This window comes from Ekhidna sp. (assembly GCF_965227465.1).
Lineage (GTDB): Bacteria > Bacteroidota > Bacteroidia > Cytophagales > Cyclobacteriaceae > Ekhidna.
This window is the reverse complement of the sequence record NZ_OZ245746.1, coordinates 2,798,002-2,820,023: the sequence shown is the minus strand read 5'-3', so window position 1 is coordinate 2,820,023 and position 22,022 is coordinate 2,798,002. Positions and strand designations below refer to the sequence as shown.

Here is a 22,022-nt window from a genome sequence, read left to right as displayed (position 1 = left end):
TCTAAATCTGCGTCCGTGAAGCAACCAAAATATTGATTAACCGCAATTTTGAAACCTAAACTTTATTACTAATCATTTGAAAGCCGGACTAAATCCCTAATTCCTTTGTTTCACAATTTCATTAATTTCCGATTCGTATGCAGAATCGTAACCTAATCATGAAGTCCTGTCAATGGTTTTTGTTGTGCCTCATTTTCTTTTCATGCACAGAACAATCACCAAAAAATCCTTTTGAACATGTGAACCCATTCATCGGTACCGGAGGACATGGGCACACCTTTCCTGGAGCTACTATGCCTTTCGGAATGGTGCAGCTTAGTCCGGATACCCGCTTGGAAGGTTGGGATGGGTGTTCGGGTTATCACTATAGCGATTCAATTGTTTACGGCTTTAGCCATACCCACCTAAGCGGGACAGGTATTGCAGATTATGGAGATATATTGCTGATGCCTTATACGGGAGAAACGTTTTTTAACAATGGCGCTGATGGTGACTCAGGATATCGTTCACACTTCTTAAAAGAAACCGAAATAGCAGAGCCGGGTTACTATGCAGTTAATCTCGAGGATGATGATATCGCTGTACAGTTGACGATAGGAAAGCGAGTAGGCTTTCATCAATATGATTTTAATGGAGCGAAAGATCGTAGACTCATCATCGACCTGGCTCACAGGGATGAAATCCTGGAGTCTAACTTGGAACAAGTTAATGCCTATGAGCTCACGGGATACCGCCACAGCAAATCCTGGGCACAGAAACAATACCTTTTCTTTCGGATCATTTTTGATCAACCGATTCAGTCACTGCAATATGGTGGAGGTGATGATGGAAAAAAAGCAGCACTCTCATTTGGTCAGGGCAATCAACTGAAAGTCAAAGTGGCTATTTCTGCTGTAGATGAGGAAGGAGCTCAACAAAATCTGGAAGCTGAAATTCCCGACTGGGATTTTGATAAAGCACGAAATGATTCTCGTTTGACGTGGGAATCACAGCTAAATAAGATCAATGTTGAAGGAGGGAGTGAAGAACAAAAAGAGGTTTTTTACACGGCCCTTTACCATACCATGATTGCACCTAATCTGTATCAGGATGTAGATGGCCGGTATAGAAGCACCGACCTGGAGGTTCACTCTGACACTTCCTTTACCAACCACACCGTATTCTCCCTATGGGATACCTATCGCAGTACACATCCCTTATATACTATCATTGAGAGAAAGCGGACCTCCGATTTCATTCAAACATTCCTTAAGCAATATGAATATGGTGGTCGGCTGCCTATGTGGGAATTGGCAGGCAACTACACGGATTGCATGATCGGATATCATGCAGTACCAACCATTGCGGATGCCTATTTGAAAGGGATCAAGGACTTTGATAGTGAAAAGGCTTTAGAAGCAATGATTCATAGCTCCATGCAAAACCGATTAGGGATAGATGAATTCAGATCTTCCGGTTATATTCCTTCAGATGTAGAAGCTGAAAGCGTGTCAAAAACACTAGAATATGCCTATGATGATTGGACCATTGCAGAGATGGCTAATCAATTGGGTAAGCCGGACATTGCGTCCGTCTACTACCAGCGTGCCCAGAACTATAAGAATGTTTTTGATCCGACCACCGGATTCATGCGCGCGCGAAATAATAACCGATGGTTTTATCCATTCGAACCTGCAGAAGTTAATTTCAACTATACTGAGGCAAATTCCTGGCAGTACAGTTACTATGTACCACAAGATGTAGAAACATGGATTGAAATGCTTGGGGGGGATGAAGCAGCAGAAACCAAGCTGGATGAGATCTTTTCTGCTAACTCGGAAACGAAAGGACGGGACCAGGCAGATATTACCGGACTCATTGGACAATATGCCCACGGCAATGAGCCAAGTCATCACATTCCTTATCTCTACAATTTTGTTGGAAGACCCGATAAAACACAAAAATTGGTTCGGCAAATCATGGATGAATTATACTCAAATCAGCCAGATGGACTTTCGGGTAACGAAGACTGTGGACAGATGTCTTCCTGGTTGGTGATGAGTGCCATCGGGTTCTATCCCGTTACTCCCGCAAGCACAGATTACATTTTAGGAAGTCCGTGGTTTAAAAGAGCTACAATCAACCTTGAAAATGGCAATCAATTTATCATTGAAGCAAAAGATAATGGTTCGAATAATGTTTATGTAGGGTCAGTTGAACTGAATAATTCTGAGTATCCGTATACCTACATCAAGCATGATGAATTGATGAAAGGTGGGATACTAACCTTCAACATGCAGGCAGAGCCCTCTTCATTCGGACGGGAGAAGGAGCATCGTCCCAAATCTAAAATTGATACAGAGGCTATTGCAATACCTGCGCTGGAAACCGGGGATCATGCTTTTATGGAAACCACGCTCGTGACACTCTCTACACCTACTTCGGAAGCAGATATCTACTACACCTTTACAGCAGGTGGTGAAAAAATAAAATACGATGAGCCTTTTGAGATAAATAGATCCACAGACCTCTTTGTTTGGGCTGAGAAGGGAGAAAAAGAAAGCCTGAAGGCCCGTAGTACTTTTTACAAAATTCCTGAAAAAAGAAGCATTTCACTGAGTACCGAATATGCCAATCATTATACTGCCGGAGGAGACATGGCTTTGATAGATTTTATCCGTGGAGGAGAAGATTTCCGTACTGGATCATGGCAGGGTTATGAAGGTGTAGACCTGGAGGCGGTAATAGATATGGGTCGAATTGGTGACTTCACTGTTGCGAAGATTGGGTTCCTGCAGGATGAGAATGCCTGGATTTTTATGCCCACTGAAGTGCAATTCTTTACATCGATTGATGGGGAAAGTTTTGAGGCCATCGGAACAGATGTCAATGGCATTACCTATAAGGAGAAAGGAGCAATCTTGCATGACTTTAAAGTTAACAAGTCTTTTAAAGGACGATACATTAAAATAGTGGCCAAAAATCGAGGGGTGTGTCCACCAGACCATAAAGGAGCCGGTGGAAAATCATGGATTTTTGCAGATGAAATTGTAATCAACTAACCAATGAGTACCAGAAGAAAGTTTTTAAAAAACTCACTCGCAGCGACAGCAGGTGTGGGATTGGTGGGAGCCGCTTGTGCCAAGGCAGAGCCTGCAGGAGTTGTCAGATCAAATACGCCTAAAGCACTCAGTACCTGGGTGCACGGATTGGAAGCCAACGAAGAGGCAATGCGAGTAATGAATGAGGGAGGCAATGCCTTGGATGGAGTAGAAAAAGGTGTGATGGTCGTAGAAGCTGATCCTAAGGGCAGCTCTGTTGGACTGGGAGGCTTGCCTGATCGGGATGGAAATGTGACATTAGATGCGTGCATCATGGATCATGCGGGAAATGCTGGTTCCGTGTGTTTTTTGCAAAACATCAAACATCCCATAGCGGTGGCAAGGAAAGTAATGGAAGAAACTCCTCATGTCATGCTTGCAGGAGAGGGAGCGAAACGGTTTGCATTGGCACAAGGGTTTGCAGAAGAAAACTTATTAACCGAAAGCTCTAAGAAAGCGTGGGAAGAATGGTTGAAATCCGCAGAATATAACCCCATAATAAATGTGGAAAATCATGATACCATTGGCATGATTTGCCAGGATGCGAAAGGCAACCTATCGGGCTCCTGCACGACCAGCGGGTTAGCCTATAAAATGCATGGAAGAGTGGGTGATTCTCCGATCATTGGAGCGGGGCTTTTTGTAGATAATGACTATGGAGCAGCTGTAGCCACAGGTATGGGTGAACTGATGATGAAAACCCTTGGATCTTTTCTTGTGGTGGAATTAATGCGCCAGGGAGCAAATGCTCAGGAAGCGTGCGAGGCGGCTATCCAACGAATAGTTGATAAACTGGATTACAAATCATTTCAGGTTGGATACCTGGCAATGGATATTGCAGGAAATACAGGGGCCTATGCCATCCATCCGGGCTTTAATTACGCTGAAATGGTAGGCGAAAAAAACGAATTGATCGACGCTAAATCCTACCTAAATGGCTAAGAAAAAATACGAAGCATCCATGTTTTACATGCTGGTGCTATTCTTTACATGGGGTTTTTTAACCGAGCTGGATGGCGCCCTTATTCCGTATTTGAAAGGACTATTTTCGTTATCTAATTTTCAAGCTGCACTAGTACAGTTTGCCTTTTTTATTGCCTTTTTCTGTGTGAGTATACCATCATCATGGCTACTTAATCGCATCGGGTATCATAAAGGAATTATCGTTGGGTTACTGGTTATGGCTATCGGAAGTTGGTTGTTTTATCCAGCATCAGCTATGGTCTCATATCCGCTATTTCTGGGAGCCATATTTGTGCTGGCGTCTGGTGTCACACTCCTTCAGGTGGCGGCCAATCCCTACGTAGCAAGACTTGGCGACCCTGAAAAAGCTTCAAATCGGTTGAATCTGGCACAAGGATTTAATAGTGTAGCCAAGATGATAGCTCCGCTGGCCGGTAGTTATTTTATTTTGCGAGGGCTTGCCGGTTTGTCAACTGCAGAGCAGGCAGAATCCGTTCAGATTCCCTATCTCGTACTCGGTGCTTTGTTGTTGATATTGGCAGTCATCTTCAGGTTTCTGGAATTACCAGAAGTGGTAGAGACGGCTGAAACATCTAATGCGGATAAGGGACAAAGTGTATGGAGAAAACCCCATCTCGTAAAAGGAGCTGTCGCTATTTTTTTATATGTGGGTGCGGAGGTTACGATCGCTTCTTTTCTGGTAATCTATTTAAGTGAAAATATTTTCCCGGGTCTCCCCGAATTTCAAGGATATATTGAGGGACTTAAGAATCCGGAGGATCAAATTGCCAGGTTTCGGGAAGTAGGTGCGAGATATCTTCCTTTTTATTGGGGTGGTTTGATGATTGGAAGATTATCGGGTTCATACATTCTCAAATTCGTTTCAAGTCAAAGACTTTTGACACTGGCGTCTCTTACTTGCATTGCATTGATGCTTGGATTCAGTATTTCATCCGGTTACCTGGCCATGTGGTTGTTGATAGGTACCGGATTATTCCTGTCTATCATGTGGAGCAATATTTTCACACTAGCTATAGCTGATTTGGGTCCGCAAACAAGCAAGGGGTCCGGTATATTGGTAGCAGCAATAGTTGGTGGAGCCGTGCTCCCACCATTGCAAGGACTGATTGCTGATAGTTCTTTTGGGTTACATAATTCATTTCTGATAACGATTATCTGCTTTATCTATATCGCCTGGTATGGATGGAAAGGGTATAAACATTAGATGAAATACTACATAGGAATAGATATTGGAGGAACAAGTACAACAGTTGGGCTGGTATCAGAGGAGGGTGTAATTAAAGATCGATCCATTATCCTGATTAAGGGATTTGCCTCCGAACCTATTGAGACTTTTTTAGATGCCATTGCAGAAGAGATTAAGAAGTTATCAGAAAAGCACGATCACTCCATCGAGGGGATAGGCATAGGTGCACCCAACGGAAATTTCTATAGAGGAACCATTGAGTATGCGCCTAATATGCCCTGGAAAGATGTGCATAAGGTAGCTGCATATCTTGAAGATAAAATGAACTGCCAGACAGTGCTCACCAATGATGCCAATGCTGCTGCAATTGGCGAGAAGCAATTTGGGGTTGCGAAAGACCTTAATGACTTCATCCTGATCACTTTAGGAACAGGTCTAGGGAGCGGAATTGTATCTGGGGGAAATGTAATTTACGGGCATGATGGATTTGCCGGAGAACTTGGACATTCTATTGTGGTGCCCGGAGGTAGAGATTGTACCTGTGGAAGAAAGGGATGTTTGGAAGCTTATGTTTCCATCCGTGGATTATTGGAGACTTACCATGCATATGATGTTGGGAAAGTAACTACTCCTCAGGAGATTGCCATTAAAGCTGTAGCGAGAGATCAGTTTGCGATAGAAACATTTGAAAAGACCGGTGAGTGGCTGGGTCTCAAGTTGGCAGATGCAGCTACCTACACGAGCCCCGAAGCGATCATCTTTTTTGGTGGAATTGCACAAGCAAGTGACTTGTTTTTTCCTTCATTAAAACAGACATTGGAGGCCAATGTGCACAATCTTTATCGAAATAAAATTCGAATCATGAAATCAGGGCTTCCATTAAATGATGCGGCGATACTTGGGAGTGCTGCTTTGGTGATTTAATTGGGAATTCGACCCATAATTAAACGGATTTGCCCCATGTGATTTGCTTGATGTTCCATCACGTGATACCATGCCCAATGGTTGCTCATTGCTCCTGAAGCTTTTTTTGAGAACCACTTATCATCTTTTTCCTTTAAAAGCGCTTTTGTTTCGGCTCGCACTTCATCCCATATCTCTAAATAATAGGAGATTGGCTGATCTTTCAGCCGGCCCCTGCCTTCATCACCCAGATTTAGGGCAGCACCCCATTTCTCATTTTCGTCTGCCGTAAATCCCCTTCCTTCAAACGTATATTTCTGATAGTAAACTTCTGTTGCTGCCAGATGCATGATCATCGCTCCAATTCGATTGGCTTTTTCATCCAGCAAAAAGTCTGTCCCTTCCTGATCAAGATTAGCCACACTTCGAGTGACCCTACCTTTTAAATCATCCAGCATAGTAACCATATTGCCGATGTTTTCACTATAGCCTTTAGGCGGTTTAATTACACTTTGAGCTTGGGCATTCCCTAAAAATAAGAGAACTGTAACTGAGTAGAATATTTTCTTCATGTAGTTTAATTAAAATCCTTCGGCGTAATTATCTCCTCTAGAGTAATCTGCACCACCCTCGAGCTTTCCATCGTCTCGTACAAGTATACAATCCATCCGCCCCATTGATTTGCGGCGTTCTATTACATGTCCAAGCTTCTCAAGGCCTTTTATTACGTTCGGTTTGATTGGCCGCTCTTCGATCAGAATACGGTCTGGGAGCCACTGGCTATGTGTACGTGTAGCGTTTACTGCATCTTGCATACCCATTCCATGATCGATTACATTCATTATCACCTGAAAGTTGGAAGTAATGATGGTCGATCCACCCGGAGTTCCAACGACCATCTTTAATTTTCCATCTTTTTCCACAAGGGTAGGGGTCATGCTGCTGAGCATACGCTTTTCAGGAAGTATAGAATTTGCTTCTCCACCTACTAATCCAAATTGGTTAGGCACTCCTGGCTTAGCGCTAAAATCATCCATTTCATTATTTAGGAAAAACCCAGCACCTTTTACATATACTTTGCATCCGAAAAATGAATTTAGCGTTGTTGTCAAGGAAACTGCATTTCCTTCAGGGTCCACTATCGAAAAGTGAGTGGTTTCCACGCTCTCGATGATTTCGACCTCACCTTCTTTGATCTCCTGAGAATCCGTTTTTTTCTTTAGTGAAATACTGGAAAATCGTTCCTCATTATACTCCTTATCCAGTAGCATATCAACCGGAACATCATAATAATCAGGGTCACCCAAATGAGTCGCCCGATCTGCATAGACCCTGCGCTCAAGTTCTGTCATTAAGTGAATGGTTTCGGCAGTATTATGACCCATTGCTTTTACATCGTACAGCTCGGCACCTTGTAGCAACTGTAAGATGGCTACTCCTCCACTAGAAGGGGGAGGCATGGAAATGATCTTATGTCCTCGGTAATTGCTGGTAATTGGATCTCTCCATTGGGCATTATACGCCTTTAGATCTTCCTCGGTAATTAGCCCACCTCCGCTTTGCATTTCCTTCACAATTTGATCAGCAACAATTCCTCCATAAAAACCTTCTCTACCTCTATCTCTTATCTGGGTCAATGTAGCTGCCAGTTCTGTGAATTTTAACGTATCACCAGCCTGCCATAGTTGGTCTTTTACAAGAAAGAAATCGGGTCCATTTACTTCAACAAATTCTTCACTTTTTTCATTGAATTCATCTGCCTGATCCTCTGTAATAGTAAAACCATAATAAGCAAGCTCTATGGATGGCTGAATTAATTCAGCAAGCGGCTTTGTTCCCAATTTTTCATAAAGCTTTAATATCCCATCCACTGAACCGGGAACACCTGCAGCCTTATGCCCAATTAAACTTAAATTATCTATCACATTTCCAGCCTCATCAAGGTACATGTTGCGACTTGCATTCTTTGGAGCTTTCTCCCGGAAGTCAAGTGCTCCTGTACTTCCGTCATTTAACCGATAGACTGCAAAACCACCTCCTCCAAGATTACCTGCACGAGGAAATACCACCGCTAGCGCAAATTTGACAGCAACTGCAGCATCAATCGCGTTTCCGCCATTTTTTAAAACCTCAACACCCACTTTGGTAGCTAATGGGTGCGCAGATGAGACCATTGCCTGTTCACCTAATGGTCCTACTTCAGGTTCGCGGGTAGTACTAATTTGTGATGACTGGCACGCGCAAACGAGCAGTGCCAGAAAGAGTGATTTTATTTTCATGAGTATGGTATCAGGATTTCATCCGCACAATTTTGGTGCGTTTTCTTTTTCTATGCTTTGCCTGGTTATAGGGGAACCAATGTTTTTTTGGTTTCACAACCTTCACTGTATGGGCACTCGACTTACATGAGGTGAATAGGAAGCCACTGGCCAGAATGACAAATGCTAAAAGTAATTTCTTATACATAATTACACGGTGAAACTAATCAACGAATAATCGGTAAAAAAATTAGACTTGAAGAGCGTTATAAGTCAATAAAATAGACCGTCATCATAAGTGGGTAACTATCAGTGGTTAGCATTTGGTTTCGTTAAGGAATTCGTGAATCGAAAATTTTGTTGTTACGGGTCGAATGTTTATCTTCATCAGCCCTAAGCGAAAATCAAGATCAAATCAACTTAAAAGCTTTCCAGCTACAAATGAAAGAGTCACCTAGAACCCCCATTGAAATCGAAATCCCAAAAGGCTATAGAAGATATAAATTGAAAGGCATTGATCGCGAGATCATAGCGAAGAAGGGCGGTCCAACAGCCAGACAGATTAAGACCAAAGCCTCGTATAAAGAGCTAAGAAATAATCAGAAAGAATTTGGTGTGGCTTCTATGATGGCTAAAACGTTACGCCAATCATTGTCAACCGGCATGGCTGAAATCTGCGAAACTTACGTTTCAGGTAAGCTTACGGCGCAGTTTCGAAATCTGGCAAAAATGGAAGAGGGAAAAACAGGAACAAGACCTTTATTCCTGAGTAAGCATGGACATCTTCTAAATGGATTTGAATTCAACTCGAAGGCACCATACGAGAAAATTTTTGGAGCCAAGTATTTTGTCAAACCTGGATCTCAGCGAGGACAGGTAATCCTTCATTTTCCAGCGTTTATTCCTGAAAAAACTTTTAAGAGCCCAAAAGGAGCTTCAAATTTTAAGATTACAGCAAGACTTATCGCCCTGTCAGATTATCAATTTGATCAAAAGGAGGGCGGATATAAGCCGGTGAATAAAGACCTGCATGGAAAATTTGGAACCTATGAGAGTTCTATGTTGCCTCTTCTAAAGATTCCTACCGAGCCAATGACCGGAATGATTTCGATCGATAACCGAATTATTCCTGAAGGTACCGGATTGTTTTTGGTGATGGCCATTAGCTTTTATAAGATGGAGAATGGGAAATTCAACCATCTTCACAAAGAAAGCAGCATGCAAATCCAGCGAGTATTATAACCTAAGGTTGAAGAGGCGCGTTTCTGTATAGGAAATACTAGCCTCATGAAATTAGTACTAACATCTGCGCTATTTTTTATCGTTGGTAGTCTGGTTGCTCAAGACTATTATGATAAAGCGCGAAGCTATTTTAATGCTGACAATCTGGATTCTGCCAGGCACTACATCAACAAAAATTTAAACCGAAAGCCGAATGCGGAGGATTACTTTTTAAGTGCGATGATACATGAGGCTGAAGGCAAGAATATTCGTGCGCTGGCTGACTATGAAGCAGTGATTCAAAAAGAGCCCGATAACATCGAAGCGTATTTCCAAAAAGGACTCATCTATTACAATACGGCAAGCATCGATCAAGCAATCAAGGATTTTAGCTATGTAATAGAAAATCAAAGAGGGTCAGAAACGAAAGCAATCTATTACGGCTATGATCCTTCTGGAGAGAAGGGAACGTTCCTTACAACTCTGCAATCGATGATTGGCCGGGTATATCAATATAGAGGACTATGTTATCAGCAGAATGGTAATTGGGATCAGGCACTAGCTGATTTTTCTGAGGCTTTTGAGTATGAGGCAAACGCAGATTTGTATATCAACCGTTCACAATTATATGCGAAAATGGGTCGAGAGTCAGCAGCGACAGCAGACTTGAAATCTGCAATCCAACTGGACTCAACAAATTATCGTGCTTGGTATAACCTGGCCATCATGGATGAATCTGTACAACTTCCTCCTGAATTAATAGCAGATGAAGAATTTGCACCAATGCTTAATTTGGTAGGTGCAAACGCTTATGAAAGCGGTGATTACAGTGCAGCTGCCATGTATCATTCAAAAGCGATTGAGGCCAATCCGGAAGATGACCTGGCTTACGTAAGCAGGGGCAAAGCCTTATTAAGAACAGGAGCTTTTGGTCAGGCCAGAAGAGATTTTATTAAAGCAATGCAGCTGGAGCCCTCAAGGACGGAAGCATTTTACTTAATCGGAAACTCGCTGTTTCATGAAAAGAAATTTAAGGATGCAGTTGGGTTTTATGAACAATACCTCTCCATTGATGCCCAGTATGAGAATGTCTGGTTTAATGCCGCAATGGCGTATTTGAGCTTAAAAGAAAAAGATAAAGCGTGCAAGTATTTGCAGAATGCTCAAAGATTGGGGATGCAAAAAGCGATCGAAATGTTAGATAAGCACTGTAGCAGTCAATAGGTGATTTTCTTTTTACCTTTGTAAGATGGCAAAGCAAACAAGTTTGAAAATTGATATGCACACGCATATCCTTCCTCATAGTATTCCAAATTTTGCAGAGAAGTTCGGCTATGGTGATTTCATTCATTTATTGCATCATAAGCCGGAAGCTGCTCGCATGATGAAAGGCGATAAGTTTTTCAGGGAAATCCAATCAAATTGCTGGGACGAAAAACTTAGAATTGAAGAGTACAAGAAATTCGATACGCAAGTACAGGTAGTATGCACAATACCTGTAATGTTTAGCTATTGGGCGGATGCCCATGATTGTCTGGATCTTTCCATGTTTTTGAATGATCACATTGCCCAGTTGGTGGAGGAAAATCCAAAGAACTACATTGGTTTAGGAACAGTACCTATGCAGGATACAGACCTGGCAATTAAAGAACTGGAAAGGCTTAAAGAACTCGGTATACCTGGAGTTCAGATAGGTTCAAATATCAATAACCATAATTTAAGCAAACCTCGTTTCTTTGAGTTTTTTGAAGCATGCGAGAAGCTTGAGATGGCCATATTGGTGCATCCATGGGAAATGATGGGTAAAGAGTACATGGAGAAGTACTGGTTGCCTTGGCTTGTTGGAATGCCAGCTGAAACCGCCAGAGCTGCAGCATCTATGATCTTCGGAGGTGTTTTTGAACGTTACCCAAACCTAAGGGTGTGCTTTGCCCATTCAGGAGGTTCTTTACTCGCTACCATTGGTAGGCTGGAGCATGGTTTTAACTGTAGGCCCGACCTGGTTGCGGTACACAATAACGTGAACCCACGTGAGTACCTTGGCAAATTCTGGGTAGATAGCATCACACATGATCCTACCTATTTGAAATACGTGATTGACCTGATTGGATCAGAAAAAGTATGTTTAGGCTCAGATTATCCATTTCCGCTTGGAGATTTGGAAATCGGGAAATTCATTACCGAAATGGATTTATCGCAACAAGATCTTGATAATATTTTTTACCAATCTACTTTAGACTGGTTGGGAATGAGCAAGGGGGAAAATAAAGAGCTATTAAAGGTGCTGATGGAGGAGAATTAATATCCTCTATTTATATCGATTTACTACTGACTTTTCAGGTATTTATCCAGAGAAGCAATGGCCATTTTCCTTACCTTATTTTTAAGCATTGGTGACCATCCCAGCAGAGTTCCTGTAAGTCCCAGTGCCATCTTTGACCAACGCCAAAAGTTAAAATCATCGGTATGTTTGATAATCAGACCATCTTTGAATTCCATGGTACTGTGGATGATGTTATGCACGGAGTTGCCTGTTTTTGAAAACTCATACTCAGCCTCCCAGATACAATTAGCCAATTCATCGTCACCAACTATTGAGTGGAAGTCAATTTCAAGCTTTCCTTTCGAACGATCTATGAGCATCTCCCACATGCCAGTGACCTCCCGATGATTTAGGTTTTTAAAAACAGGGTCATTAAATACCACATCCGGATGATAGCATTCGGCCATTTTAGATGCATCCTGCGATTGGAATGCTGAATAAAATTTCTCAAGTGTCGATCTACTCATATGTGATTTGCTATCAGGTGTTCTTTGACTTTTGGCAGTCCGGAGGTTGCCGTTTCTTCATAAAGATAGAAGTTATTTCTTGTAGCGATATCCGGAATGCTAGGATCAACGATGTATTTGGGAGTCTCTGGCCTTAGGAAATCAATAAGACTGGCAGCAGGGTAAACGACCAATGAGGTTCCGGCAACAATGAAAATATCGGCTGATTGAGCTTCCTGAATAGCTGGCTCCATCATAGGAACAGCTTCTCCAAACCAGACGATGTGTGGTCTAAGCTGTGATCCTTTCTCACATTTGTCTCCATCTCTCAGTTCCCAGCCATCCAATTCATAAACTAAATTTTCATCTAGCGTGCTTCGTACCTTTTGGATCTCTCCATGCAAGTGCAACACATTTTCACTTCCTGCTTTTTCATGCAATGCATCGATGTTTTGTGTGATTACCATCACCTCAAAATGTTCTTGTAGTTCTGCGAGTGCGAGATGACCCGCATTTGGCTGTACTTCCAGTGCTTGTTTCCTTCTTTGATTATAAAACTCCAGAACAAGTTCCCGATCTCGGGCCCATGCCTGAGGAGTTGCCACCTGAGTTACATCATGACCTTCCCAAAGGCCTCCAGAGTCTCGAAAAGTTTTTAGTCCACTTTCGGCGCTGATGCCTGCTCCTGTTAGTACAACAATCTTATTCATAAAAAAGCCTCCTTATTTTGGAAGCTTAATTTAGTGATATTACAGATTCCATTAGTTTAAAGTAAACGGATACCTCCGAACAGAGAAAGTTGGTCAGCTATCTCTTAAAAACATATTTCGATTTAGTAAATGGCATTGCTGATCCTTCAATACCAATGTTTGTAGTTCAATTGCTTGTTGGTTCTTAAAAAAAATATGAGATCAAATAAGTATTTCCTCAGAAAGTGAAAATGGGATATCACCGGCTTCCAAATTCATGATTCTTTTAGCTGGACTTGGAGTGTATTCTGGACGAAAATATACCATTAGATGTTGTAAATATCACAAGCATGAAAGCGTAACTTACATCTATGTGTAATCACTAATTACAATGAAAAAAGTATTGCTAATCGCTACTCTTGTAGCGTTCTTCGGTTGTGCCGATGCACAGACCGAAAAAGGTGGATGGCTAATTGGAGCATCTACAAGTTTTGAATATGCATCAACAAGCTATGATGATCCAACATTGGATAAAACCACAAATTTTAATTTGGAGATAGTAACCGGTTATTTTTTGATAGACAACCTTGCTGTGGGATTAAACTATGGTTATGACAAAGAAAAACAAGGATTTGATGGTAATACAACGACTTTCATTGGTCCGTTTGTTAGGTACTATGTTAAAGGAACATTCTTTGTGGGTACATCTTATTCTGCTGCAAGCCGTGAAGATATATTTGCAAGGGCGCCAGAAAAAAGCAGTTTTCGTTTATTGGCATTTGAGGCTGGATATCCTATATGGATCGTTGATACCATAGCAATTGAGCCTAGCCTTAACTATGGGATTGCTACAGGTGAGGATATTGTTAATAGCAAAACATTCGGACTGAATCTGGGATTAAATCTCTACTTCTAAAATTGAGAAATCATTGATGAACAGGCACGTAGATAATTTTCTTTGTCTCAAAGAAGGCCTCCTCGAAATATTCGGGGAGGCCTTTTTCCATATACCTCCGCCCAAACTCTTTCATCTCCTGTGTCAGATCCCCTCCTTTTAAAAGGATCATCCCATTGTCTAAATCATTCCGCTGATCCTTGCTTACTTTTTGGTGAGCCCAAATGAACAACTGCTTGGTTTGTGCAACTGCTCTTGAAACGATGAAGTCATATTTACCCTTTACTTTTTCCATTCGCTGATGCTCAGCAGTAAGGTTCTTTAATCCAAGAGCAGAAGCGACCTCCTTTACCACGGTTATTTTCTTTCCAATAGAATCAACCAGGTGGAAATGACATTCGGGAAAAAGAATGGCTAGTGGGATGCCTGGAAAGCCGCCACCTGTTCCTACATCCAGTATGTTGGAATCAGGAACAAAGGATGTGAATTTAGCTATGGCCAGGCTATGTAGTACGTGCCGCTCATAAAGTTGATCAATGTCCTTTCTGCTGACTACATTGATTTTTGCGTTCCATTCCTCATAGAGGCTAGCTAGCTGATCAATTTGATTTTTTTGATTATCAGAGAGCTCAGGAAAGTACTTATAAATGATTTCTGAGGTAATCAATTAGATGTGTTTCTTTTTGTCCTTCACCAGCTCATACATAAGCTCTCGAGCTCTATGTAGTTGTGCTTTGACGGTTCCCAAAGGTGCTTCAAGCTCTTTTGCAATTTCGTCATAAGATAGCTCATCAAAGTACCTCAATTTCACCAGTCGTTGATATTTTGCAGGAAGCTTATCTACAAACATCCGTACCAATTCGATTTTTTGATCTTTAATCGTCTCCTGGTCAGGTGTCAGGTTTTTATCTTGAACATCGATATTTACAGATTCACCGCTATCATCGGTAAACGTGCTGTTTAGACTGAAGGTATTTAGCTTTTTCTTTCGGATAAAGTCAATGGCATTGTTAGTTGCAATACGAAAAAGCCAGGTACTGAAGGTGTAGTCTTTTTTGAACCTTCCTAAGTTTTTAAACGCTTTTGCAAATGCTTCGATGGTTAGGTCCTCTGCATCGTCAACATTCCTCACCATCTTTAATATCATGTGGTAAACAGGCTTTTTGTAACGCTGCATCAACTCTGCATAAGCTGCCTGATCTTTACCCTCTGTGGCAAGATCAATCAACTTAAAGTCACGCAGCGCCTTCTCAGAAAACTGACGATTTAGTTCTTCCATGTAATGTCCTTTACGAGTTTTGACCACAGTGAAATTACCGGGGTAAGCACTGCATATAGCATGTCAACGAGAGGGAGCAACATATAGTTGATATTGATTCCCATTTTACTCGCTGCAAATCTATAACTCACTAATTTAATAAATAGGTAAAAAAGAACTAGCCAAAGTGAATTTCTTAAAGAAATAACCGGAAGAATTGTGATTAAAAAGAGTAAATGACTGGCATGAACCAGGCTCAACAAGGTTTTATGCTTCCATTTATAGTGATGACCCACTGAAAAGTGACGCAATTTTTGTCTGAAATAAGATTTCCAGTTTGATCCAGGAGTGGTGTAAACGAGCGTTTTTTCACCAAGCATCATCTGAATATTACTTTTTGAGGCATATTTCTGAATAAATAAATCATCATCTCCTCCTGTCACTGATTTGAATGTTTCATATCCACCCATTTTATTGAAGAATGATCTTCTGATGGATAGATTTCTTCCTACTGCCATGTAAGGATCTCCTTTAAGTCCAAAGGTGATATAGAGAAAAGCAGTCATAAATGCCTCAAATCGAATGTATTGACTTAAAAATGAATTTGAGTGCTGGTAGGGTGAAATACCAATGATGATTTCCTTGGAATCTTCAATCAGGCCGCTGATAGATGAAAGCCATTGAGAAGAGGCTGGCACACAATCAGCGTCGGTGAAAACAAGAAATTCGCCAGAAGCTCTGTTACAAGCTTGCTGCAAAGCAAACTTTTTTGAATTCCAATCGGATGGTACTTCTTTGATATCCAAGGTGTGGATTTTTTCAGATCTTAAAGATTTTAAATAACCTAAACTGCCATCTGTACATCTATCTAGTGCAATGATGATTTCAAAGTCGGGATAGTCTTGATTCAGCAGTTGAGGGACAAGCTGCCTTAAATGATATTCCTCATTCCTCGCTGCAATGACAATGGAAAGAGGAGGACGATTTATCGCAGGTTTTTTTCGAGACTTTTTTGCAAAAGCCAATGCTAAATACACCGTTATAATGAGGTGTAATCCTGCTAAGATGTAGGGCAGCACGAAATCCATTTGGTGAATTAAATAAAACCGCTGCTAAAAAGAATCAGATTTCTGAATAACCGGGTTTACCCATATCATTTAAGCTTATTTTTGCGACCGATGAAATTTGACTTACATCATACAGATAGCAAATCCAGGGCACGAGCTGGGACAATCACTACGGATCATGGAGATATTCAGACACCCATTTTCATGCCTGTGGGTACTGCAGGGACTGTCAAAGCGGTACATCAACGGGAGCTGAAGGACGATATAAAAGCCCAAATAATTTTGGGGAATACCTACCACCTCTACATGAGGCCTGGATTGGATATTGTGGAGCAAGCAGGAGGACTGCATAAGTTTAATGGCTGGGACCGGCCTATTTTGACGGATAGCGGAGGTTACCAGGTGTACTCACTGGCAGACAATCGAAAAATCGTGGAGGAGGGTGTTCACTTCCAATCGCATAAAGACGGAAGCAGGCATTTCTTCACTCCTGAGTCAATCATGGATATCCAAAGGACGATTGGTGCCGATATCATGATGGCTTTTGATGAGTGTACGCCATACCCCTGTGAGTATGATTACGCCGGGAAATCGATGCATATGACGCATAGATGGCTGGATAGATGCATCAATCGATTTGATGAAACGGAGAGCAAATACGGATTTAGTCAAACCCTTTTTCCAATTGTACAAGGCAGTGTATATAAAGATCTCAGGACACAATCAGCTGAGTATATTGCCAGTAAGGAGCGAGAAGGAAATGCGATCGGAGGGCTATCGGTTGGGGAGCCTGCCGAGGACATGTATGAGATGACGGATCATGTATGCGGCATACTTCCAGTAGATAAGCCACGATACTTGATGGGAGTGGGAACACCTGCCAATATTTTGGAATGTATTGCTTTAGGAGTAGACATGTTTGATTGCGTGATGCCAACACGAAATGCACGCAATGGAATGCTTTTTACCACTCAAGGAATCCTTAATATCCGAAATGAAAAATGGAAAGATGATTTTACGCCGATAGATGATGAGTTGGGAGGATATACAAGCACCTTTTACACAAAAGGATACCTGCGTCATTTAATTACGAGCAATGAAATTCTTGGCGCACAAATTGCAAGCATCCAAAATCTTACCTTTTACCTATGGTTGGTAGGGGAAGCACGGAAACAAATCTTAAATGATAACTTCGCTAGTTGGAAAGAAACAATGGTGAAAAAAGTAAGCCAGCGTCTCTAATCTGAAATGAAAAAACTTGACTGGTACATATTAAAAAAACTACTTATCACCTTCGTATTTGTGGTAGGCATGTTTGAGGTGATTATCTGTGTATTGGATTATGCAGATAAGAATGACGACTTCATTAAAAATGAACTCTCACTCGAACAAATATGGCAATACTACATCACCTTTATCCCTTTTATTGCCGGCCTTCTGACTCCCATTACGGTATTTATTGCCACGGTATTTGTTACTGCTCAACTTGCAGCCAAGACTGAAATTGTTGCAATTCTTGCGAGTGGAGTTAGTTTTAGGAGAATGATGCTCCCGTATTTGATGGGCGCACTATTGATAGGATTTGCCAGCTTTTATCTGAATAGTTACGTGATTCCAGATGCCAATAAATTCAGGATCAGCTTCGAGTACGAATACTTAAAAGATCCATTCTATAATACAGACAAACACATTCATTTAAAAATTGCAGAGCGAGACAGCCTGGAGGATTACATATACATGTATCGATATGATGTACGCAGAGATGTAGGTAACTCTGTGACCATTGAGACAGTGCATGGAACCAAGTTGATTGAAAAAGTAACAGCCAGACAAATTGAATGGAATGATGAGTCAGAGACCTGGAATTTAAAGAGGTGGCAAAACCGAAAGATTGTTAATCAGAAAGAGATTATTACCGAGGGGGACGATTTGGATACCTTACTCAATCTTTCCCCGGCCGATTTTGGTAATAAAGAACGGATATGGGAGACCATGACGATGACTGAACTTAATAAATACATTAAGCTTCAGAAGTCCAGAGGGGCTGACGATGTACACATCTTTCAGGTTGAGGAGTATATCAGATATATGTCGCCTTTTACGGTAATTGTCCTGATGTCTATCGGCGTGATCGTAGCAGCACGAAAATCCCGCCAGGGTACGGGTTTTCAGATAGCACTTGGTTTCGTTATAGCATTCGCTTTTATCATCACATTTGTACTAGCCAGGGCCATTGCAGAGGCAGATTCCATGAACACCGTATTGGCCATCTGGACACCTAATATCATTTTTGCCTGTGTCGCGGCATTGCTTTATAAAACCGTCCCACGATGATTCAGGAAAGGAAGGATTACCTGACCCTTCATTTCATTGTATTGATTTGGGGGTTTACAGCGATTCTTGGATTGCTGATTGATATTCCATCTGTTGAGGTAGTGTTTTTCCGGACGTTTATCTCATCGATCGGACTTTGGGTGTTATTGAAATTCTGGAAAAGACCCCTTAAAATCAATTCTCAAAAGCATCTGTTGATCATTTTAGGAACAGGGGTTCTCATAGCCGCTCACTGGATTTTATTTTTCTTATCCGCACGAATTTCTAACGCTTCGGTTTGCCTGGCAGGGATGGCGACATGTTCCCTCTGGACCAGTCTGCTGGAGCCACTTTCGCAAAAAAGAAAGATTAAAGGGTTTGAGGTGATGCTTAGTATCATCGCCTTTATTGGCATAGGGGTGATTTTTAACGTGGAATTTGATTATTTATCCGGTTTGCTCACCGCCGTGCTATCCGCGTTCATAGCATCCGTTTTTACTGTGATCAACGGACGATTGACAAAGACCTACGATCCATACGTCATTACTTTCTATGAAATGATGGGAGCATGTGTGGCGATCGCATTATTCTTCCCTGTTTATACTGGTTTCTTTGTTGAAAGCCTCTCCCTCAATCCATCCCTAATGGATTGGCTGTATTTGAGCGTGCTGGCCTTAGTTTGTACGGTGTATGCATACTCTATTTCTGTAGAGCTGATGAAACGACTATCCGCATTCTCTATCAACCTGGTAGTTAATCTGGAACCTGTCTACGGAATCATTTTGGCGCTCATTATATTTGGAGCAAGTGAAGAAATGAGCGCGGGATTCTATTTAGGAACCCTGTTAATCTTAACCTCTGTGCTACTCTATCCGTTATTGAATCGACGCTATAAGAAAAAGGCGTTATCAACCGATATAATTAGATAATAAATATGCTATTAACTACTACAAACAATGTGGAAGGAAAATCCATATCCACTTATTATGGAATGGTAACAGGAGAAGCCATCATTGGAGCAAACATCTTTAAAGATATTTTTGCTTCGATTACCGATATCGTAGGTGGTCGCTCGGGATCTTATGAAAAGTCACTGAAGGATGCCAAGAACATTGCAGTACAGGAAATGATGGAAGCTGCACAGGCACTCGGAGCAAATGCAGTTATTGCGATTGACTTGGACTATGAAACCTTAGGAAAAGATGGCGGAATGATGATGGTAAGTGCAAACGGTACCGCTGTTAGACTGGATTAAAAAAATCTACATTTTGTATCTTGCTATCATGGCAAGAAATACATTACTACTACTGGCACTGAGTGTTTCAATTACACTCAGTGCTCAATATTATCCTGCTAAAAATCAATGGGAAAGTAAATCTCCCACTCAGGTTGGTTTAGATCAATCGGCCATTGATGAAGCTGTACAGTTTGCGTTGGAGAATGAATATTCCGGTGAGAAGGACCTTCGCTTAGCAATACTCAAAAGTTTTAGCAGAGAACCCTACCATAAGTTACAAGGACCAACGAAAGAGCGTGGCGGTCCCGCAGGGATGATTATCAAGGATGGATATGTCGTAGCATCCTGGGGCGATACCAAGCGGGTAGATATGACTTTTAGCGTGACGAAAAGCTATCTTTCAACAACAGCTGGCCTGGCAGTAGATGATGGCTTGATTTGGTCAGTGAAGGACTTGGTCAAAGATTACGTTTGGGACGAGACCTTTATGGGCGAGCACAATGCGAAGATTACATGGGAACATCTACTTCAACAGACTTCCGATTGGTCAGGAGCGTTGTTTGGCTTGTACGACTGGGCAGATCGCCCAGATCGGGAAGGGAAATTTGATGATTGGAAATACCGTAAGCTAAATGAGCCGGGGAGCAGTTATAAATACAATGACGTCCGTGTCAACGTACTTTCATATTCCCTGCTGAATGTTTGGCGGAGACCATTACCACAAGTACTGAAAGAACGCATCATGGATCCGATTGGAGCGAGCACCACCTGGCGGTGGTTTGGGTATTGTGATTCGTGGATTACTATGGATGGACAACACATGCAAGTGGTGAGTGGCGGTGGCCATCATGGTGGAGGGGTATTTATCAGCACCGAGGATCATGCCCGATTTGGATTACTATTCGCAAGAAAAGGAATGTGGAATGGAGATCAGCTTATTTCTGAGAAGTGGACACAGCAGATTCAAACTCCTGCTTCAGCCTATGAAAGCTATGGGTATATGTGGTGGCTAAACAAAGGTCCTCGATCGTGGGAAGGCCTCCCGAATCATCTGTACTATGCAGCCGGATTTGGAGGGAATTTTATTGTGGTCGATGAGCAAAATGATTTGGTAATCGTAACCCGCTGGCTGGAACCATCCAAGATTGGTGAGATGGTCAGTAAAGTGTATAACGGACTGGATTAACTGACGGCAATTATCACTTTTCCCTTGTGCTTCCCTTCACCAAAATATTGGATAGCCCAGGGGGTCTTTTCCAATGGGTAGGGTCCGTCAATTAATGGTTTGATCTTGCCAGACTTGCATAGACCCTGAATCTGTTCCAGGTCTTTATTAGCATCAAGAGGTAGCATGTAAACAGGCTTTCTTAGGATGTATTGGGCAAAAACGACTTGCAAGAGCCGGCCGATATCGCCACCTACAGTGACATATCTTCCGTTAGGATTTAAGACTTTTACGTAAGCTTTAGGAGCGCGAGTGGATTTAGCATCGAGGATTAAATCGTACGTATTGTTGCCCTTGGTAAAGTCTTCCTTTTTGTAATCGATGATATGGTCAAAGCCAATTTCTTTCATAACCTCCAATTTATCACCTGTATCTACACCGGTCACCTGACAATTGTAGGTCTTAGCTATTTGTAGTCCAATTGAACCAACACCACCTCCGGCACCATTGATTAAGATATTCATGCCATCTTCGATTTTGCCCAGATCGACTAATCCCTGCCAAGCGAGGTTTGCGGCATGAGAAAGTGCCGCTGATTCTTCAAAAGAAAGATATTCAGGCTTTCTCACGATGGCATTCTCATGAATTGCAATGTATTCCGCAAAGCTTCCAAAACCGTAATTTGAGATATCTCCATATACCGCATCTCCAATCTGAAATTTCGTTACTTCTTCGCCAAGGGATTCCACTACCCCTGAAAGTTCCATGCCTGGAATAGCTCTCTTTGGTTTGAAGAGGCCAAAGAGGAGCCGATAGAGGTTGGGTTTGCCCCTGACCATACTCCAGTCGTAATCATTAACGGCACTACATTTAACGTTAATTAAAACCTCATTGGCCTTTGGGACCGGCTTTGAAACATCTTTAATTTCGAGGTTCTTAACAGGACCGTATTTGGGACAGTAAATGGCTTTCATTCATCGGGTAGTTAGGTTCAAAC

Annotated in this window: 21 protein-coding genes; 13 read left to right on the top strand and 8 right to left on the bottom strand. The window is 41.9% G+C overall.

Features of this window, described 5'->3' with window-relative positions:
• The first annotated feature begins 137 nt into the window (after window positions 1-137).
• Genes ACO05G_RS12285 through ACO05G_RS12270 form a run of 4 tightly spaced genes read left to right on the top strand, consistent with a single transcriptional unit; the run spans window position 138 to window position 6,174 of the window.
• A complete protein-coding gene (locus tag ACO05G_RS12285; protein WP_421763050.1) occupies window positions 138-3,041 on the top strand; it encodes a GH92 family glycosyl hydrolase in 2,904 nt (967 codons plus the stop codon).
• Window positions 3,042-3,044: 3 nt separating this feature from the next.
• On the top strand, window positions 3,045-4,022 hold the full coding sequence (locus tag ACO05G_RS12280; protein WP_421763049.1) for an isoaspartyl peptidase/L-asparaginase family protein: 978 nt from the start codon (window positions 3,045-3,047) through the stop codon (window positions 4,020-4,022).
• Window positions 4,015-5,268, top strand: coding sequence for a sugar MFS transporter (locus tag ACO05G_RS12275; protein ID WP_421763048.1), 1,254 nt, complete (start codon window positions 4,015-4,017; stop codon window positions 5,266-5,268). Before ACO05G_RS12280 ends, ACO05G_RS12275 begins: the two co-directional genes overlap by 8 nt.
• A complete protein-coding gene (locus tag ACO05G_RS12270) occupies window positions 5,269-6,174 on the top strand; it encodes an ROK family protein (RefSeq protein WP_421763047.1) in 906 nt (301 codons plus the stop codon).
• Here ACO05G_RS12270 and ACO05G_RS12265 read toward each other — a convergent pair.
• Together ACO05G_RS12265 and ggt are read right to left on the bottom strand one after the other, a co-directional pair.
• Window positions 6,171-6,725 carry a DinB family protein gene (locus tag ACO05G_RS12265; RefSeq protein ID WP_421763046.1) on the bottom strand — a complete coding sequence of 185 codons (555 nt, stop codon included), beginning with the start codon at window positions 6,723-6,725 and terminating at the stop codon, window positions 6,171-6,173. The two genes, ACO05G_RS12270 and ACO05G_RS12265, sit on opposite strands and share 4 nt — an antisense overlap.
• A gap of 9 nt (window positions 6,726-6,734) precedes the next feature.
• Window positions 6,735-8,432, bottom strand: a complete 1,698-nt coding sequence (gene ggt, locus ACO05G_RS12260) for a gamma-glutamyltransferase (RefSeq protein WP_421763045.1) — start codon at window positions 8,430-8,432, stop codon at window positions 6,735-6,737.
• Window positions 8,433-8,852: 420 nt separating this feature from the next.
• On the opposite strand from ggt, the gene ACO05G_RS12255 reads away from it, so the two are divergent.
• The 3 genes from ACO05G_RS12255 to ACO05G_RS12245 are packed head-to-tail and all read left to right on the top strand — an operon-like array spanning window position 8,853 to window position 11,934.
• Entirely contained in the window at window positions 8,853-9,653 is an 801-nt protein-coding gene (locus tag ACO05G_RS12255; protein WP_421763044.1) for a hypothetical protein, read from the top strand.
• A 45-nt stretch (window positions 9,654-9,698) separates the two neighbouring features.
• Window positions 9,699-10,856, top strand: a complete 1,158-nt coding sequence (locus ACO05G_RS12250) for a tetratricopeptide repeat protein (RefSeq protein WP_421763043.1) — start codon at window positions 9,699-9,701, stop codon at window positions 10,854-10,856.
• 25 nt (window positions 10,857-10,881) lie between these two features.
• The gene (locus ACO05G_RS12245) at window positions 10,882-11,934 is read left to right on the top strand and encodes an amidohydrolase family protein (protein WP_421763042.1); all 1,053 of its coding nucleotides are present in this window, start codon (window positions 10,882-10,884) and stop codon (window positions 11,932-11,934) included.
• A 23-nt stretch (window positions 11,935-11,957) separates the two neighbouring features.
• Here the strand turns inward: ACO05G_RS12245 and ACO05G_RS12240 are convergent, their stop codons facing one another.
• Entirely contained in the window at window positions 11,958-12,422 is a 465-nt protein-coding gene (locus tag ACO05G_RS12240; RefSeq protein WP_421763041.1) for a nuclear transport factor 2 family protein, read from the bottom strand.
• Entirely contained in the window at window positions 12,419-13,111 is a 693-nt protein-coding gene (locus ACO05G_RS12235) for an SIR2 family NAD-dependent protein deacylase (RefSeq protein ID WP_421763040.1), read from the bottom strand. Before ACO05G_RS12235 ends, ACO05G_RS12240 begins: the two co-directional genes overlap by 4 nt.
• A gap of 370 nt (window positions 13,112-13,481) precedes the next feature.
• On the opposite strand from ACO05G_RS12235, the gene ACO05G_RS12230 reads away from it, so the two are divergent.
• Window positions 13,482-14,006: a hypothetical protein gene (locus ACO05G_RS12230; protein WP_421763039.1), complete on the top strand. Its 525-nt coding sequence runs from the start codon at window positions 13,482-13,484 to the stop codon at window positions 14,004-14,006.
• 10 nt (window positions 14,007-14,016) lie between these two features.
• On the opposite strand, the gene rsmG is transcribed toward ACO05G_RS12230, so the two are convergent.
• The 3 genes from rsmG to ACO05G_RS12215 are packed head-to-tail and all read right to left on the bottom strand — an operon-like array spanning window position 14,017 to window position 16,331.
• Window positions 14,017-14,652: a 16S rRNA (guanine(527)-N(7))-methyltransferase RsmG gene (rsmG, locus tag ACO05G_RS12225; RefSeq protein ID WP_421763038.1), complete on the bottom strand. Its 636-nt coding sequence runs from the start codon at window positions 14,650-14,652 to the stop codon at window positions 14,017-14,019.
• Window positions 14,653-15,264 carry an RNA polymerase sigma factor gene (locus ACO05G_RS12220; protein ID WP_348283739.1) on the bottom strand — a complete coding sequence of 204 codons (612 nt, stop codon included), beginning with the start codon at window positions 15,262-15,264 and terminating at the stop codon, window positions 14,653-14,655.
• Window positions 15,252-16,331 (bottom strand): glycosyltransferase, encoded by a 1,080-nt coding sequence (locus ACO05G_RS12215; protein ID WP_421763037.1) that lies wholly within the window; start codon window positions 16,329-16,331, stop codon window positions 15,252-15,254. The genes ACO05G_RS12220 and ACO05G_RS12215 overlap by 13 nt, the downstream gene beginning before the upstream one ends.
• A gap of 90 nt (window positions 16,332-16,421) precedes the next feature.
• Here ACO05G_RS12215 and tgt point away from each other — a divergent pair, with 90 nt between their 5' ends.
• From tgt to ACO05G_RS12190, 5 genes are read left to right on the top strand one after another with little or no spacing between them, the layout of a single operon-like run.
• Window positions 16,422-17,552 (top strand): tRNA guanosine(34) transglycosylase Tgt, encoded by a 1,131-nt coding sequence (gene tgt, locus ACO05G_RS12210; RefSeq protein ID WP_421763036.1) that lies wholly within the window; start codon window positions 16,422-16,424, stop codon window positions 17,550-17,552.
• A 6-nt stretch (window positions 17,553-17,558) separates the two neighbouring features.
• On the top strand, window positions 17,559-18,644 hold the full coding sequence (locus ACO05G_RS12205) for an LptF/LptG family permease (protein WP_421763035.1): 1,086 nt from the start codon (window positions 17,559-17,561) through the stop codon (window positions 18,642-18,644).
• The gene (locus ACO05G_RS12200; RefSeq protein WP_421763034.1) at window positions 18,641-19,552 is read left to right on the top strand and encodes a DMT family transporter; all 912 of its coding nucleotides are present in this window, start codon (window positions 18,641-18,643) and stop codon (window positions 19,550-19,552) included. The genes ACO05G_RS12205 and ACO05G_RS12200 overlap by 4 nt, the downstream gene beginning before the upstream one ends.
• Before the next feature lie 5 nt (window positions 19,553-19,557).
• The gene (locus ACO05G_RS12195; RefSeq protein WP_348283734.1) at window positions 19,558-19,878 is read left to right on the top strand and encodes a heavy metal-binding domain-containing protein; all 321 of its coding nucleotides are present in this window, start codon (window positions 19,558-19,560) and stop codon (window positions 19,876-19,878) included.
• A gap of 28 nt (window positions 19,879-19,906) precedes the next feature.
• The gene (locus ACO05G_RS12190; RefSeq protein WP_421763033.1) at window positions 19,907-21,046 is read left to right on the top strand and encodes a serine hydrolase domain-containing protein; all 1,140 of its coding nucleotides are present in this window, start codon (window positions 19,907-19,909) and stop codon (window positions 21,044-21,046) included.
• On the opposite strand, the gene ACO05G_RS12185 is transcribed toward ACO05G_RS12190, so the two are convergent.
• Window positions 21,043-21,999 carry an NAD(P)-dependent alcohol dehydrogenase gene (locus tag ACO05G_RS12185; protein ID WP_348283732.1) on the bottom strand — a complete coding sequence of 319 codons (957 nt, stop codon included), beginning with the start codon at window positions 21,997-21,999 and terminating at the stop codon, window positions 21,043-21,045. The two genes, ACO05G_RS12190 and ACO05G_RS12185, sit on opposite strands and share 4 nt — an antisense overlap.
• Window positions 22,000-22,022: the final 23 nt, after the last annotated feature.

Excerpts from the sequence above, each read along its gene's own strand:
- ACO05G_RS12285 (WP_421763050.1), top strand. The coding sequence starts at position 138 with ATGCAGAATCGTAACCTAATCATGAAGTCCTGTCAATGGTTTTTGTTG.
- ACO05G_RS12280 (WP_421763049.1), top strand. The coding sequence starts at position 3,045 with ATGAGTACCAGAAGAAAGTTTTTAAAAAACTCACTCGCAGCGACAGCA.
- ACO05G_RS12275 (WP_421763048.1), top strand. The coding sequence starts at position 4,015 with ATGGCTAAGAAAAAATACGAAGCATCCATGTTTTACATGCTGGTGCTA.
- ACO05G_RS12270 (WP_421763047.1), top strand. The coding sequence starts at position 5,269 with ATGAAATACTACATAGGAATAGATATTGGAGGAACAAGTACAACAGTT.
- ACO05G_RS12265 (WP_421763046.1), bottom strand. The coding sequence starts at position 6,725 with ATGAAGAAAATATTCTACTCAGTTACAGTTCTCTTATTTTTAGGGAAT.
- ggt (WP_421763045.1), bottom strand. The coding sequence starts at position 8,432 with ATGAAAATAAAATCACTCTTTCTGGCACTGCTCGTTTGCGCGTGCCAG.
- ACO05G_RS12255 (WP_421763044.1), top strand. The coding sequence starts at position 8,853 with ATGAAAGAGTCACCTAGAACCCCCATTGAAATCGAAATCCCAAAAGGC.
- ACO05G_RS12250 (WP_421763043.1), top strand. The coding sequence starts at position 9,699 with ATGAAATTAGTACTAACATCTGCGCTATTTTTTATCGTTGGTAGTCTG.
- ACO05G_RS12245 (WP_421763042.1), top strand. The coding sequence starts at position 10,882 with ATGGCAAAGCAAACAAGTTTGAAAATTGATATGCACACGCATATCCTT.
- ACO05G_RS12240 (WP_421763041.1), bottom strand. The coding sequence starts at position 12,422 with ATGAGTAGATCGACACTTGAGAAATTTTATTCAGCATTCCAATCGCAG.
- ACO05G_RS12235 (WP_421763040.1), bottom strand. The coding sequence starts at position 13,111 with ATGAATAAGATTGTTGTACTAACAGGAGCAGGCATCAGCGCCGAAAGT.
- ACO05G_RS12230 (WP_421763039.1), top strand. The coding sequence starts at position 13,482 with ATGAAAAAAGTATTGCTAATCGCTACTCTTGTAGCGTTCTTCGGTTGT.
- ACO05G_RS12220 (WP_348283739.1), bottom strand. The coding sequence starts at position 15,264 with ATGGAAGAACTAAATCGTCAGTTTTCTGAGAAGGCGCTGCGTGACTTT.
- ACO05G_RS12215 (WP_421763037.1), bottom strand. The coding sequence starts at position 16,331 with ATGGATTTCGTGCTGCCCTACATCTTAGCAGGATTACACCTCATTATA.
- tgt (WP_421763036.1), top strand. The coding sequence starts at position 16,422 with ATGAAATTTGACTTACATCATACAGATAGCAAATCCAGGGCACGAGCT.
- ACO05G_RS12205 (WP_421763035.1), top strand. The coding sequence starts at position 17,559 with ATGAAAAAACTTGACTGGTACATATTAAAAAAACTACTTATCACCTTC.
- ACO05G_RS12200 (WP_421763034.1), top strand. The coding sequence starts at position 18,641 with ATGATTCAGGAAAGGAAGGATTACCTGACCCTTCATTTCATTGTATTG.
- ACO05G_RS12195 (WP_348283734.1), top strand. The coding sequence starts at position 19,558 with ATGCTATTAACTACTACAAACAATGTGGAAGGAAAATCCATATCCACT.
- ACO05G_RS12190 (WP_421763033.1), top strand. The coding sequence starts at position 19,907 with ATGGCAAGAAATACATTACTACTACTGGCACTGAGTGTTTCAATTACA.
- ACO05G_RS12185 (WP_348283732.1), bottom strand. The coding sequence starts at position 21,999 with ATGAAAGCCATTTACTGTCCCAAATACGGTCCTGTTAAGAACCTCGAA.